We start from the raw sequence: 13,973 nt of genomic DNA, 5'->3' as shown, positions 1-13,973 counted from the left end.
AAAGGAGGAAACATGAAAATATCTAAAAAAAGTATGATTATTTTATTCAGCATTTTAGCAGTGATTGGAATAGCAGTAGGAGGTTGTAGCATGCACCAATACCAAAAGAAACAAGAAATGATTGCCATTGCGACAAGCGACGAGGCAAAGAAGGTTTATGAAAATCATATGAGGGTAAATGATCCTAAAGCATTAACAGAAGATGGAATCATTAAATCATATGATATTGATACAGAAACTTTAGAGTATAATCCAATGGGAGGACTAATGGTAAGGATATATTTTAATAATGATAAGGAATTAGATTTTCACTTTGGATTAATAAAAGATAATTCAGGGAATTATGAATCTTATGGATATACTGTATCACCTAAATTATCATCTATGTTAAAGGAATCTAAAAAATGAGAAAATATGTCGATGATTCACATCTTCAGATAGCAATGACTGAATATAACGATAACTCAATTAATCATGAGGTTAAGGACCAATATGAAAGAGAACTTGGCACGGTCACCCAAGTCTACAACAATACCACAGGAGCTGGTGAGCAGGTTTATGCAGTTGTAAAAAATTCTGACGAAGAAGCTGAGGATGTAGAGGAAAATTATGCTATACTATGAGTAAGTTAGTCCCTAATTTATTGATAGGATAGCATAAAGGAGGCGCCATGAAAAAACCTAAAAAAAGTATGATTATTTTATTCAGCATTTTAGCAGTAATTGGAATCACAATAGGAGGTTGTAGCATGCACCAATACCAAAAGAAACAAGAAATGCTTGCCATCGCGACCAGCGATGAGGCGAAGAAGGTTTATGAACATTTTATGAAATCGAAAGATCCTAATGCATTTACTAATGCAGGTGTCATCCAGGATTATGTTGTTGATGAAAGTAGCTTAGATTATAATCCAATGGGAGGATTGATGGTTTCGGTGGTTATCAACAAAGATAATGAATTAAATATAAATTATAATTTGATTGAAAACAAAGATGGCTCATACCATTCAGCATATTATTCTACTTCACCAAAATTATCCAAACTTTTGAAAGGAAATAATGAATGACACAAAATTATATTAAAGAAAATAACCTTCAAACTGCAATGGCAGAGTATCAGGATAATATGGGCGAGGAAAGAACTTTATATGACCAATATGAAAGAGAACTTGGCACTGTCACCCAAGTCTACAACAATACTACAGGAGCTGGCGAACAGGTTTATGCAGTTGTAAAAAATCCCAATGAAAAAGCTGATAAGGTACAGGAAGTAACGGTCCTTTTTCGTGGTTCTACGGGTCCAGATCATTTTTGGGAAGAAACAGCGGATTTCTGGAATGACTGGGCAGAAAACGATGCAGTTATAGCCAAGAGAATTATGTTGCAAAAAGACCCTAGCTATCAAGACAAGTCTACCGAACAGCTAAAGGCTTCTGCAAGAGCATTAAAAGACATCATGGAAAAATATCCCAATGCCAAAATTAATGTCTATGGGCATTCACTCGGTTCTATGGATGCTCAGTATTCTATGGCTGCCCTACAGGCAGATCAAGTCAAACGTATCCAACAGGCTTATATCTATAACGGCCCAGATATCTATAGGATACTAAGCCCTGAACAAAGGAAAGTTGTAGACTCTATTAAGACGAGGATCCATAACTATGCTGACCCAGATGATCCTATCAGTATGGTTGGTAGGGATATGGTCAAGGGAAGTATCGGATCGGTTGGCTTAGTTTATTACGTGGATAGTACAAAAGAAGACTTTGTGAACCAACACATGACTTATGGCTACCAGCTGGATAAAAATGGGAAGATCAAAATACTGTCAAATACCAGTACGGTCATTTATAATGACTATTTACTCCAGATGGATAACTATACACTACTCAAAGAGAAACTATCAGAAGGTGGTTATACAAAGGAAGAGCAATTGTTCCTGGATTCGGAGCAAGCAGGTATTGCAGCAGCAAGCATCAGTCTAATGTCTACAGAGGGAAAAAGTATCATCAAAAGTATAAGAGATGAAGCGGTAGAAGATGCAAGAAAAGTATTTGCTTCCCGTAGACAAGTTCCTTGGGGCTTTATCCTTAGTCCGTCAGAAATGGAAAATGCATATATAGAAGGAGGAGCTACCTATGAAACGACTATCGGGGTTATTGAGAAACTATTAGATCCAGTTGTTGATAAGATATCGCAATTGGAAAAAGACTGTATAGATTTAGAAACTCAGACCAAGAAAGGTATTCAAAAGAAATTAGAAACAGATAAGGAGTTGGCTGAAAAATTTAGACAATGGAAAAAATTGACATGATAGACCAAGAGATTTGGAAAAAGAGACGGCAATTAGAAAAATTGGAGGAAGACTATTATCACTCACGCAAAAAAATAGAGAATGAAAAAGAAGAGTGTGATTATAGATTAAATGATTTGCGTCGGATGCTTGAGGAAAAGCATACAGTAGCAAGTCATATGCTGAGTCAGATAGAAGGAGACACTTCTATGCTATACTATCAGCTGAATCAACTAGCTACAGATTATAGTCAGCAAATGGATTTAGCATATAGAAAAAGACTTGATCAGCTAGAAATAGAAGAAATAAAAGCAAAACAAAAATATAGTCGAGAATACCGTGAGCTTGATGAAGAACTAACTCGAATTCTGGCTAAACAAAGACATATACAAGATAAAAGAGAGTAACGCAGATGGATTTATTTAATTATATATTTGATTTTGTCTCTGGTGTGGATGATGGTTTTCGTGAAATAGAAAAAGAAATTGAGCGTTTATTTGTTAGGCAGATATTGGCTCCTGCTAAAAAGTATGAAATTAATCAAATCGAGCAAGAATCTAAGAAAAATACTCGTTTGACCATTAATAGTATCCAAGAAAGTCTAAGTGCGGTAAATAATAAAATAGATGTATCTATGAAGGGCGAGTTTGCCTCAAAAGTTATTGAGACCATAGATAGCAAAAAGAAAGAATACGAGAAAGTGTTGGAGGAGTAAAGATAGAAGACTTAAAAATCAGGGAGTATAGATGAATTATAAAACCACGGATTGTTGATTCGTGGTTGTTTTTCTTATAAGCTTGTTGAGTGTTTTGGTTGCACTTTTTGCTCAGGGTCGATGTAGTTAATGGCATTGTTCACAGCTGTTGGAGCTTCACCCAGTCCTGTCGCAATCAAATCAATTTTTCCTTCATAGTAACAGCAGTCCCCGATGGCGTAGATACCTACTTGACTGGATTCTTGCTTGCTGTTGACAATAATCTTGTGGCGGTTGAGGTCCAGACCCCAATTTTTAAGATTGCCGACAGATGATTTGAAACCATAGTTGACAAAGAGGTGGTCTACCTCAATAGTTTCAGTTTCATCTGATTTGACTTTGCTGATTTCTAGTTTATCGAGTGTTTTTCCATCTCCAAGAAGTTGGCTAGGAACGAATGGTGTCTTGATAGTCACAGATGATTCTTGCAGGGCTTGCACACTGTGTTCCAAGGCGCGGAAGTTATCTCGCCGGTGAACGAGAGTAGTTGGGGCAATTTTTTCAAAAGCCAATGCCCAGTCAACTGCTGAGTCCCCTCCACCAAGGATGGTTACTTTTTTACCAGCGTATTGCTGGATGTTGGAAACGTGGTAGTGGATATTTTCATAGTCCTCAACACCTTCTAATTCGAGTGGACGTGGTTTAAAGGCACCGCCTCCCATAGCAATGATGACGGTTTTAGTCAGGTGGCTTCCCTTGTTGGTTGTGATGCTAAATCCTTCATCTTGTTTCTCAATCTCAAGAACCGTTTCATTGAGGTGAATAGGTGTGTCGAAGCCATCTAGCTGCTCAAGCAGACGATTGGTTAACTCTTCTCCAGTTAGATTTGGGAAACCTGGCACATCAAGGATTTGTTTTTCAGGATAGAGGATGGCAGGCTGGCCACCGAGCTGGGGAAGAGAGTCGATGATTTGGACTTTGGCTTGGCGTAGGTAGGCGTAAAAGGCAGCAAAGAGGCCGACAGGGCCGCCACCAACAATGGTAATATCATAGAGTTGAGACATGATTTCTCCTTCGTTTTTTCTAGTCAGTTTATTTTATCATAATTTTGCTTAATTTAAAATGAAGTAGGATAGAGAAAAAATGGGCAAAAAATGGTATAATAGTTCGGAACGTGTTTTGACAGGGAGGAGGCCAGGGATGAATTTTCAACAATTATCGAATTTCCAATACTGGACGAGTTTGTTTTCAAGCCCTTGGACTATAGTCATCAATCTGATTGATATTCTCATTGTGACTTATATTTTGTATCATTTTACAAAGGCCATTGCAGGTACCAAAATCATGGTCTTGGTTCGGGGAGTTTTGATCTTTATTTTAGCTCAGATTCTTTCTAATATGATTGGTTTAACGACTATTTCTTGGTTGATCAATCAGATCATCACCTACGGGGTCATCGCAGCGGTGGTCATCTTTTCACCAGAGATTCGGACTGGTTTGGAACGGTTGGGTCGGGCAACGGATTTCTTTGCCAATGCTCCGATTAGTGCAGAAGAGCAGATGATTCGTGCCTTTGTCAAATCAGTCGAATACATGAGTCCGCGTAAGATTGGTGCTCTGGTTGCTGTTCAGCGAGTGAGAACCTTGCAGGAATACATCTCAACTGGGATTCCTCTAGATGCGAAAATCTCCTCTGAGTTATTGATTAATATCTTTATCCCCAACACTCCCTTGCACGATGGTGCGGTCATTATCCGAGAAGATCGGATTGCTGTAACTTCAGCCTATCTGCCACTAACTGAAAATACAGAGATTTCCAAGGAGTTTGGAACGCGTCACAGGGCGGCGATTGGTTTGTCGGAAGTATCAGATGCTCTTACATTTGTGGTTTCGGAGGAGACAGGTGGAATCTCAATCACCTATAATGGAGTCTTTAAGCATGATTTGACCTTGGAAGAGTTTGAATCGGAGTTAAGAAGAATCTTACTTCCAAAATCAGAGAAAAAGCAAGGTCTGAAAGAGCGCTTGCTAGGAGGATTGAAACATGAGAAAAAATAGTCTTTATATTATTTCTTCCTTCTTTTTCGCCTGCATCCTCTTTATCTACGCGACTTCTACAAACTACCAGAATAATAATAGTGCCAGACAGGTGCGGACGGAAACCTATACCAATACAGTACTCAATGTACCAATTGATATTCGCTATGACAGTGATCAGTACTTTATTAGTGGCTTCACGTCAGAAGTAACGGTTTTCTTGACAGGTTCCAATCGAGTTGCTTTGGCAAGTGAAATGCAGGAAAGTACGCGCAAATTCAAGGTGACAGCTGACTTGACAAATGCTGGTGTTGGAACAGTAGAAGTTCCTCTAACCATAGAAAATCTACCGAGTGGTTTGACGGCTGTTGCAACTCCGCAAAAGATAACAGTGAAGGTCGGTAAAAAAGCAAAACGAGACAATGTAATCGTTGTGCCAGAGATAGATCCTAGCCAGATTGATTCTCGCGTGAAAATCGACACAGTCACTGTTTCAGACGAGAAAGTGACGGTTATTAGTGACGAGGAGACTCTCTCTAGAGTAGATCGTGTCATTGCCATCTTACCGACGAGTGAACGGATAACGGGTAACTACTCGGCTTCTGTTCCTATACAAGCAGTTGATAAAAATGGAAATGTCTTGCCAAGTGTCATTATGCCGTTTGACACAACTATGAAAATTACAACGAAACCAGCATCGTCTAGCTCGAGCTCATCATCAACGAGCTCATCATCAACGAGCTCCTCAGCTAGTAGTTCGTCTTCAACGAGTTCAGAAACGAAACCAGACTCGTCTAAACAAGAATAAAAAAATAACAGAAAAGGATGATTAACAAAATGGGTAAATATTTTGGGACTGATGGAGTCCGTGGAGAAGCAAACGTAGAATTGACGCCAGAATTGGCCTTTAAACTGGGACGTTTTGGTGGTTATGTTCTTAGCCAACATGAAACGGAAGCCCCTAAAGTCTTTGTAGGACGTGATACACGTATCTCAGGAGAAATGTTAGAATCTGCCTTGGTGGCAGGCCTTCTATCAGTAGGGATTCACGTCTACAAACTCGGTGTCCTTGCAACACCAGCAGTAGCTTACTTGGTTAAAACAGAGGGAGCTAGTGCGGGTGTCATGATTTCAGCGAGTCACAACCCAGCCCTTGATAATGGGATTAAGTTCTTTGGTGGGGATGGCTTCAAACTTGATGATGAAAAAGAAGCAGAAATCGAAGCCTTGCTAGATGCTACCGAAGACACTCTTCCACGCCCAAGTGCGGAAGGCTTGGGAACCTTGGTGGACTATCCAGAAGGCTTGCGTAAGTATGAAGGTTACCTAGTTTCAACTGGAACTCCTCTTGAGGGAATGAAAGTGGCTTTGGATACAGCAAACGGTGCAGCGTCTACAAGTGCCCGTCAGATTTTCGCTGATCTTGGTGCTCAGTTGACAGTTATCGGTGAGACACCAGATGGTCTTAATATCAACTTGAATGTGGGTTCAACACACCCAGAATCTCTTCAAGAAGTTGTTAAAGAAAGCCAGTCAGCTATCGGTTTGGCCTTTGACGGAGACAGTGACCGCTTGATTGCTGTTGATGAAAATGGTGACATCGTTGATGGTGATAAGATCATGTACATCATCGGAAAATACCTTTCTGAAAAAGGCCAGTTGGCTCAAAACACCATCGTGACAACGGTTATGTCTAACCTTGGCTTCCATAAGGCCTTGGAGAGTGCTGGTATTAACAAGGCAGTGACTGCTGTTGGTGACCGCTATGTCGTTGAAGAAATGAGAAAATCAGGCTACAACCTTGGTGGTGAACAGTCTGGTCACGTTATCTTGATGGACTACAATACAACTGGTGATGGTCAATTATCAGCTGTTCAATTGACTAAAATCATGAAAGAAACAGGCAAGAGCTTGTCTCAACTAGCATCAGAAGTGACGATTTACCCGCAAAAACTGGTCAATATCCGAGTGGAAAATGCCATGAAAGAAAAAGCCATGGAAGTACCAGCCATTAAAACTATCATCGAAAAGATGGAAGAAGAAATGGCAGGGAACGGCCGTATCCTTGTCCGCCCAAGTGGAACAGAACCCCTCTTGCGCGTCATGGCAGAAGCCCCAACAACAGAAGAAGTGAACTACTATGTAGATACGATTGCGGATGTAGTTCGAGCTGAAATCGGAATTGACTAAAGCCTAGAAAACTAGATGAAATGATAAAAATGTGGTACAATTGCATAGTAATTGTAGCAATGGGAGAGAAAAATGAATCTTAAACGAGAACAAGAATTTGTTAGCCAGTATCACTTTGATGCTCGTAACTTTGAATGGGAAAATGAAAATGGAGCCCCTGAAACCAAGGTAGACGTGAACTTTCAGTTGCTCCAACATGACCAAGAAAACCAAGTGACTTCTTTAGTCGTTATCTTGAGTTTCATGATTGTCTTTGACAAATTTGTCATCAGTGGAACGATTTCCCAAGTTAACCATGTGGAAGGTCGCATTGTTAACGAACCAAGCGAATTTAACCAAGAAGAAGTCGAAACCTTGGCACGTCCATGTTTGAACATGCTCAACCGTTTGACGTATGAAGTAACAGAAATCGCATTGGATCTTCCAGGGATCAATTTGGAGTTTTAGTCATGAAATTAGCTGTCATTACAGATTCTTCAGCCCATTTAGAGGAGAAGACGCTGCAAAGAGAGAATCTATTTATCTTGGATATTCCTGTTAATATTGATGGGGAGGAGTATGTCGAAGGTGTCAATCTGACTGCTGAGGAATTTTATCAAAAAATGGCTCAGTCTACAGAATTGCCTAAAACTAGTCAACCAAGTATTGCCAAATTGGATGAGATTCTAAGTTCCTTGAAAGATGAGGGTTATACCCATGTCTTGGGACTCTTTCTTTCGTCAGGAATTTCAGGCTTTTATCAGAACATCCAATACATGTTGGATGAGTATGATGGCTTGACCATTGCCTTTCCAGATACCCATATCACAAGTTCCCCTCTAGGATTTATGGTAGAGAGTGCCTTTGAATGGGCAGAACAGGGCGATAATTTTGCTCAGATTCAGGAGAAGTTGAGGATCCAAATTGCTGATAATTCAGCCTTTATTATAGTAGATGACCTCGATCACTTGGTTAAGGGAGGACGTTTGTCAAATGGGGCAGCCGTCTTAGGGAATCTCCTCAGTATCAAGCCTATCCTTTACTTTAATGACCAAGGGGTGATTGAAGTTTACGAAAAAGTACGTACGGAAAAGAAGGCAATCAAACGTTTGGTAGAAATCATCAAAGAGTTGACAAAAGATGGGGACTACCGTATTACAGTCATTCATGGTAACGCACCTCAAAAGGCGGCAGATTTGCACCAACTCTTGATTGAGAGTGGTGTGAATTCTGAGATTCCAATTGTCAGCTTTGGTAGTGTCATTGGGACCCACCTTGGAGAAGGCAGTATCGCCTTGAGTTATACGCCAGTTGTCTAGATTTGTTTGGGCAGGCTTTGTATCTTAGAAATTGAACACGGACTATCTGCCACTTGAAAAAGATGCCTGTCTTGCCTTTCGTGGAAAGTCAGCACCATTCTCTATTTTTCATGGGCAGCTAACGTCCTTTGTATCTTAGACAGGAGTAGAGATGAGTATTCGAGTAATTATTGCCGGTTTTAAGGGAAAGATGGGTCAAGCTGCTTGTCAGATGGTCTTGGCTGATCCAGACTTGGACTTGGTCGCAGTTTTGGATCCTTTTGAGTCTGAGTCAGAATGGCAGGGAATTCCTGTCTTCAATGATAAGGCTGACTTGGCTGGTTTTGAAGCGGATGTTTGGGTAGATTTTACTACACCAGCCGTTGCCTACGAAAATACACGCTTTGCTCTTGAAAATGGCTTTGCTCCAGTAGTTGGAACAACAGGCTTCACTAGTGACGAAATTGCAGAATTAAAAGCATTTTCCCGTAAGCAAAATTTGGGTGGTTTGATCGCCCCTAACTTTGCCTTGGGAGCTGTTTTGCTTATGCAATTTGCGGCGCAAGCTGCCAAATATTTCCCAAATGTGGAGATTATCGAGCTTCATCATGACAAGAAAAAAGATGCTCCGAGCGGAACAGCCATTAAAACGGCTGAGCTGATGGCGGAAGTTCGGGAATCAATCCAGCAAGGTGCGCCTGATGAGGAAGAATTGATTGCGGGTGCTCGTGGTGCTGACTTTGAAGGCATGCGCATCCATTCGGTCCGTCTACCAGGCTTGGTAGCTCATCAGGAAGTCATCTTTGGCAATCAAGGAGAAGGATTGACCCTCCGTCATGACTCCTATGATCGTAGCTCCTTCATGACAGGGGTGAATTTGGGAATCAAAGAAGTTGTCAAGCGTCATGAGCTTGTCTATGGATTAGAACACTTATTATGAGATTAACGCAAATGCCTTCTGAATTTCAGAAGGCTTTACCAGTATTAGAAAAAATTAAAGAAGCAGGCTTTGAGGCCTATTTTGTTGGGGGTTCTGTCAGAGATGCCCTCCTCAATCGTCCCATCCACGATGTGGATATTGCGACTTCTTCCTATCCAGAGGAAACCAAGAAAATTTTTCCGCGAACAGCCGATATCGGAATCGAGCACGGAACCGTCTTGGTCCTAGATGGGGACGAGGAGTATGAGGTAACAACCTTTCGAACAGAGGATGTCTATGTGGACTATCGTAGACCCAGTGCGGTTTCCTTTGTGCGTTCGCTAGAGGAAGACCTCAAGCGTCGTGATTTCACAGTGAATGCCTTTGCTTTGGATGAAACAGGCGAAATCATTGACTTGTTCCATGGTTTAGAAGATTTGAAAAACCAAGTCTTGCGAGCAGTGGGTGTTGCTAGTGAGCGTTTCAATGAAGATGCTCTGCGGATTATGCGTGGTTTCCGCTTTCAGGCCAGTCTCGGTTTTAAACTTGAGCAAGAAACATTTAAAGCGATGAAGACTTTGACGCCACTCTTGGAGAAAATTTCTGTGGAGCGTATCTTTGTTGAGTTTGATAAACTCTTGCGGGCACCTTTTTGGCGAGTTGGTCTGTCTTCCATGATTGAGAGTCAAGCTTATAATTATCTCCCTGATATGGCAGACAGTCGAGATAAACTTCAAAAATTGTTTGATTTAGAGGCGGATTTCACCTTTGCCTCTTCTGAACAAGCCTGGGCGGCTCTTTTGTGGGCTTTGGAGATTAAAGATGCACAGCCATTTTTGAAACATTGGAAAACTTCACGCCAGTTTGCCAAGCAGGTTCAGGATTTGCTGACTATTTTGGCTTTGCGAGAAGAAGGAGAGCTGAGCAAGCGCGATTGTTACCGCTTTGACTTGGATTCCCTTCTACAAGCTGAAAGTCTTCGTCAGGCTCAAGGAAAAGAAGTCAACCCACAAGCAATCACAAAAACCTATCAGAGCTTAACCATTCATGATAAGAAAGAAATCCAGATCAACGGTGGTGTTTTAATCAAGGAATATGGTTATCAGCCAGGTCCAGCCTTGGGAGAGGTTTTAACAGAGATTGAGTTTGCCATTGTTGATGGAGAATTGGAAAATGACCGTCAAGCCATCCATGCTTACCTGAGGGAGAAAAAATGAGTGATTTTATTGTTGAAAAACTAAGCAAATCCGTTGGTGACAAGACAGTTTTTAAGGATATTTCTTTTATCATCCATGACTTGGACAGAATCGGTCTAATTGGTGTCAATGGAACGGGTAAGACTACCCTTTTGGACGTCCTTTCTGGTGTTTCTGGCTTTGATGGGGATGTTAGTCCTTTTTCGGCAAAGAATGACTATAAGATTGGTTACTTGACCCAGAATCCAGATTTTGATGATAGCAAGACGGTCTTGGATACGGTTCTGTCCAGCGACCTCAAGGAAATTCAGTTGATTCGTGAGTATGAGTTGATCATGCTCAACTACAGTGAGGACAAGCAGGCTCGTTTGGAACGGGTCATGGCAGAGATGGACTCTCTCCAAGCCTGGGAAATTGAAAGCCAGGTCAAGACGGTTCTCAGCAAGTTGGGGATTCAGGACTTATCAACTCCTGTTGGCGAATTGTCAGGTGGTCTGAGAAGACGGGTTCAGTTGGCGCAAGTTCTTCTTGGAGACCACGACCTCTTGCTACTGGATGAGCCGACCAACCACTTAGATATTGCGACTATTGAGTGGCTGACCCTCTTTTTGAAAAATTCCAAGAAAACCGTTCTCTTCATCACCCACGATCGTTATTTCTTAGACGCTTTGTCAACACGAATTTTCGAGTTGGACCGAGCAGGCTTGACCGAGTATCAGGGTAATTATCAGGACTATGTTCGCCTTAAGGCGGAGCAAGATGAGCGTGACGCTGCTCTCCTTCACAAAAAAGAACAACTTTATAAGCAAGAATTGGCCTGGATGCGCAGACAACCACAGGCACGTGCGACTAAGCAGCAGGCTCGTATCAATCGTTTTCATGACTTGAAAAAAGAAGTTTCAGGCGGCGTTGCTGAGACAGACTTGACCATGAACTTTGAAACCAGCCGTATTGGTAAGAAGGTTATCGAGTTTAAAGATGTTTCCTTTGCTTATGAGAACAAGCCCATTTTGCAAGATTTTAATCTATTGGTGCAAGCCAAAGACCGTATCGGAATCGTTGGGGACAACGGTGTCGGGAAGTCAACTCTTCTCAACCTCATCGCAGGAAGTCTTGAGCCGACTAAAGGTCAAGTTATCATCGGTGAGACGGTTCGCATTGCCTATTTCTCTCAACAAATCGAAGGCTTAGACGAGAGCAAGCGCGTTATCAATTACCTGCAGGAAGTGGCAGAAGAAGTCAAGACCAGTGGTGGTTCTACGACTTCCATTGCAGAGTTGCTGGAGCAGTTCCTCTTCCCACGTTCGACGCATGGAACCTTGATTGAGAAATTGTCAGGTGGAGAGAAAAAACGCCTCTATCTCCTCAAATTACTCTTGGAAAAACCAAATGTTCTTCTTTTGGACGAGCCGACCAATGATTTAGATATTGCGACTTTAACAGTTTTGGAGAATTTCTTGCAGGGCTTTGCGGGTCCTGTCTTGACAGTCAGCCACGACCGCTATTTCCTTGATAAGGTAGCGACCAAGATTCTTGCCTTTGAGAATGGTAACATCCGCCCTTTCTTTGGTCATTACACTGATTACCTTGATGAAAAAGCCTTTGAAACAGAGATGGCCAATCAAGTGCAAAAGGCCGAAAAGGAGAAAGTGGTCAAGGTCCGTGAAGAAAAGAAGCGGATGACCTATCAAGAAAAGCAGGAGTGGGCAAGCATTGAAAGCGATATTGAAGCCTTGGAAAATCGTATCGCAGTCATTGAAGAAGAAATGCAGGCAAATGGCTCCGACTTTGGCAAACTGGCGACGCTTCAGAAAGAGCTAGACGAGAAAAATGAAGAACTCCTTGAAAAATACGAACGCTATGAATACCTAAGTGAGTTTGATAGTTAGAAGAATAGAAAAATCCCGTCGCAATGACAGGATTTTTCTATTCTTTTTTTGTTTCCTGGTGAAAAATATTTTGCCAAGTCTCATGGCGACGCCAGATACTAGTATGGACGATGCCATCTAGCTCATAGCAAATGAGCTTGGTTTTCTGACTAATGGAGGTAATCTGAATGTCCTTAATCGCAGCACTAAGTTCTTTTTCAGACTTATAAGCCTCTTTATCCATCTGCTCTCCATCTTGACGGATATAGAGAAAGTCCTCAGCAAGGAGTTCTTCTAGCTGATTTCCTTGGTCAATCAATTGCTCACGCATGAGCAGTTTTTTGTAGACATTGTCTAAAATCTCGTCCTCAGGTATGGGAGCTGGCTCGATATGGACATCGGTATCAAAGACTCCAAAGCGCTCTTCTAGCATGGACTCGACCTGGTCTGCGATTTCGTGACTTTCATAGACTGATAGGTCAGGATTCATCTCTAACGTGATATCAAGGTAGATATTGCTGCCGTAGGTACGCCCTCTTTGGGATTTGACCTTACTAATCTTTGGAATTTCCATAATGGCTTTTTGATAGTCCTCTAGCAAACGGTCGTCAAAGCCATCTGATAGGCTAAAGGAGGACTCAATAAAGATATTATAGGCAGTTTTCAAGATAAAGAAAGTGATGATGATAGCGACCAGTTTATCCACAATGGGATAATTGAAACTGCTGGCCAGGATGGCAATGGTAGTACCAAGTGAGGTGACAGCATCGGAAAGATTGTCCTTAGCAGCTGCCTTGAGAGCCTTGGATTTGGATTTCTTACTGAGGCGTGTGTTATAGAGATAAACAGCAAACATGACCGCTGCAGAAATGATTCCTAGAGTTGCTCCCAGAGGATCAATGGGTGTTTGTTCTCGACTAAGGATTTTCTGAATGGTGTCCCGAAGAACATCGAAGCCAACGTAGAACATGATGATAGAAGTAATCAAGCTAGCCAGATCTTCTATCTTCCAGTGACCAAAACGATGGTCTCGGTCTGCGGGCTGGCGAGCCATCCGAATGCCAATCAGAAGAGCAACATTTCCAATAATATCAGATACGTTGTTGAAACCATCCGCTACCAAACTGGAAGAATGTAGGAGGTGACCAGTCGCTAATTTTGCCGCGGACAAGAGGAGGTAGGTCGAAATGCTGATAATGGCACCACGTTCCGCCAATTTGAGATTTGACATGGATTGGTTCATCGGACTTCCTTTCTAGTGCTGAGATTCTGTTTTCATTATACTGGTTTTCATGGGAAAATTCAAATTTAGTCTTGTTTCATCGGATTTTAATTCTTGAAAATTGTTCAAAATTTGATATAATAGTACTACTCAAGGGAGTAGCTGGCAGAAACCTGTGATAGTGTCGTCATTCCGAATTTTATACTGCAAAGTATTCTTTCCGGCGCTATCTTAAACAGCGAGACTTGTTATGATTAACAGGTCTCTTTTTGTTTGTC

Annotated in this window: 16 protein-coding genes; 14 read left to right on the top strand and 2 right to left on the bottom strand. The window is 41.6% G+C overall.

From position 1 onward, the window contains the following. Window positions 1-12: 12 nt before the first annotated feature. From D8805_RS02625 to D8805_RS02600, 6 genes are read left to right on the top strand one after another with little or no spacing between them, the layout of a single operon-like run. Entirely contained in the window at window positions 13-408 is a 396-nt protein-coding gene (locus D8805_RS02625; protein WP_185774561.1) for a DUF1310 family protein, read from the top strand. Next, window positions 405-623, top strand: coding sequence for a hypothetical protein (locus D8805_RS02620; protein ID WP_061417159.1), 219 nt, complete (start codon window positions 405-407; stop codon window positions 621-623). Before D8805_RS02625 ends, D8805_RS02620 begins: the two co-directional genes overlap by 4 nt. Before the next feature lie 47 nt (window positions 624-670). Further along, the gene (locus tag D8805_RS02615; RefSeq protein ID WP_185774560.1) at window positions 671-1,066 is read left to right on the top strand and encodes a DUF1310 family protein; all 396 of its coding nucleotides are present in this window, start codon (window positions 671-673) and stop codon (window positions 1,064-1,066) included. Beyond that, a complete protein-coding gene (locus D8805_RS02610; RefSeq protein WP_125415330.1) occupies window positions 1,063-2,313 on the top strand; it encodes an Mbeg1-like protein in 1,251 nt (416 codons plus the stop codon). The genes D8805_RS02615 and D8805_RS02610 overlap by 4 nt, the downstream gene beginning before the upstream one ends. Beyond that, window positions 2,295-2,699, top strand: a complete 405-nt coding sequence (locus tag D8805_RS02605) for a hypothetical protein (protein ID WP_125415329.1) — start codon at window positions 2,295-2,297, stop codon at window positions 2,697-2,699. The genes D8805_RS02610 and D8805_RS02605 overlap by 19 nt, the downstream gene beginning before the upstream one ends. A 5-nt stretch (window positions 2,700-2,704) precedes the next feature. Beyond that, a complete protein-coding gene (locus D8805_RS02600) occupies window positions 2,705-3,007 on the top strand; it encodes a hypothetical protein (protein WP_125415328.1) in 303 nt (100 codons plus the stop codon). A 74-nt stretch (window positions 3,008-3,081) separates the two neighbouring features. Here D8805_RS02600 and D8805_RS02595 read toward each other — a convergent pair whose 3' ends face one another. Continuing rightward, complete coding sequence (locus tag D8805_RS02595; protein WP_125415327.1) at window positions 3,082-4,050, bottom strand: NAD(P)/FAD-dependent oxidoreductase; 969 nt, start codon at window positions 4,048-4,050, stop codon at window positions 3,082-3,084. Window positions 4,051-4,186: 136 nt separating this feature from the next. On the opposite strand from D8805_RS02595, the gene cdaA reads away from it, so the two are divergent. From cdaA to D8805_RS02555, 8 genes are all read left to right on the top strand, one after another. Continuing rightward, window positions 4,187-5,044: a diadenylate cyclase CdaA gene (gene cdaA, locus D8805_RS02590; protein WP_125415326.1), complete on the top strand. Its 858-nt coding sequence runs from the start codon at window positions 4,187-4,189 to the stop codon at window positions 5,042-5,044. Continuing rightward, window positions 5,031-5,831 carry a CdaR family protein gene (locus D8805_RS02585; protein ID WP_125415325.1) on the top strand — a complete coding sequence of 267 codons (801 nt, stop codon included), beginning with the start codon at window positions 5,031-5,033 and terminating at the stop codon, window positions 5,829-5,831. The genes cdaA and D8805_RS02585 overlap by 14 nt, the downstream gene beginning before the upstream one ends. A gap of 29 nt (window positions 5,832-5,860) precedes the next feature. Beyond that, window positions 5,861-7,213, top strand: a complete 1,353-nt coding sequence (gene glmM / locus D8805_RS02580) for a phosphoglucosamine mutase (RefSeq protein ID WP_125415324.1) — start codon at window positions 5,861-5,863, stop codon at window positions 7,211-7,213. A gap of 72 nt (window positions 7,214-7,285) precedes the next feature. Then, window positions 7,286-7,660, top strand: a complete 375-nt coding sequence (locus D8805_RS02575) for a DUF1149 family protein (protein WP_001050092.1) — start codon at window positions 7,286-7,288, stop codon at window positions 7,658-7,660. Window positions 7,661-7,662: 2 nt separating this feature from the next. After that, window positions 7,663-8,511: a DegV family protein gene (locus D8805_RS02570; protein WP_125415323.1), complete on the top strand. Its 849-nt coding sequence runs from the start codon at window positions 7,663-7,665 to the stop codon at window positions 8,509-8,511. Window positions 8,512-8,662: 151 nt separating this feature from the next. Further along, entirely contained in the window at window positions 8,663-9,430 is a 768-nt protein-coding gene (gene dapB / locus D8805_RS02565) for a 4-hydroxy-tetrahydrodipicolinate reductase (RefSeq protein ID WP_125415322.1), read from the top strand. Further along, window positions 9,427-10,626: a CCA tRNA nucleotidyltransferase gene (locus D8805_RS02560; protein ID WP_125415321.1), complete on the top strand. Its 1,200-nt coding sequence runs from the start codon at window positions 9,427-9,429 to the stop codon at window positions 10,624-10,626. Before dapB ends, D8805_RS02560 begins: the two co-directional genes overlap by 4 nt. Then, entirely contained in the window at window positions 10,623-12,494 is a 1,872-nt protein-coding gene (locus D8805_RS02555; protein WP_125415320.1) for an ABC-F family ATP-binding cassette domain-containing protein, read from the top strand. Before D8805_RS02560 ends, D8805_RS02555 begins: the two co-directional genes overlap by 4 nt. Window positions 12,495-12,531: 37 nt before the next feature. On the opposite strand, the gene mntE is transcribed toward D8805_RS02555, so the two are convergent. After that, window positions 12,532-13,716: a CDF family manganese efflux transporter MntE gene (gene mntE, locus D8805_RS02550; protein WP_125415319.1), complete on the bottom strand. Its 1,185-nt coding sequence runs from the start codon at window positions 13,714-13,716 to the stop codon at window positions 12,532-12,534. Window positions 13,717-13,973 lie beyond the last annotated feature (257 nt).

It is taken from the genome of Streptococcus oralis subsp. dentisani (assembly GCF_003944205.1).
GTDB classification, from domain to species: Bacteria; Bacillota; Bacilli; order Lactobacillales; family Streptococcaceae; genus Streptococcus; species Streptococcus oralis_BH.
This window is presented reverse-complemented; position numbering and strand designations above follow the sequence as displayed.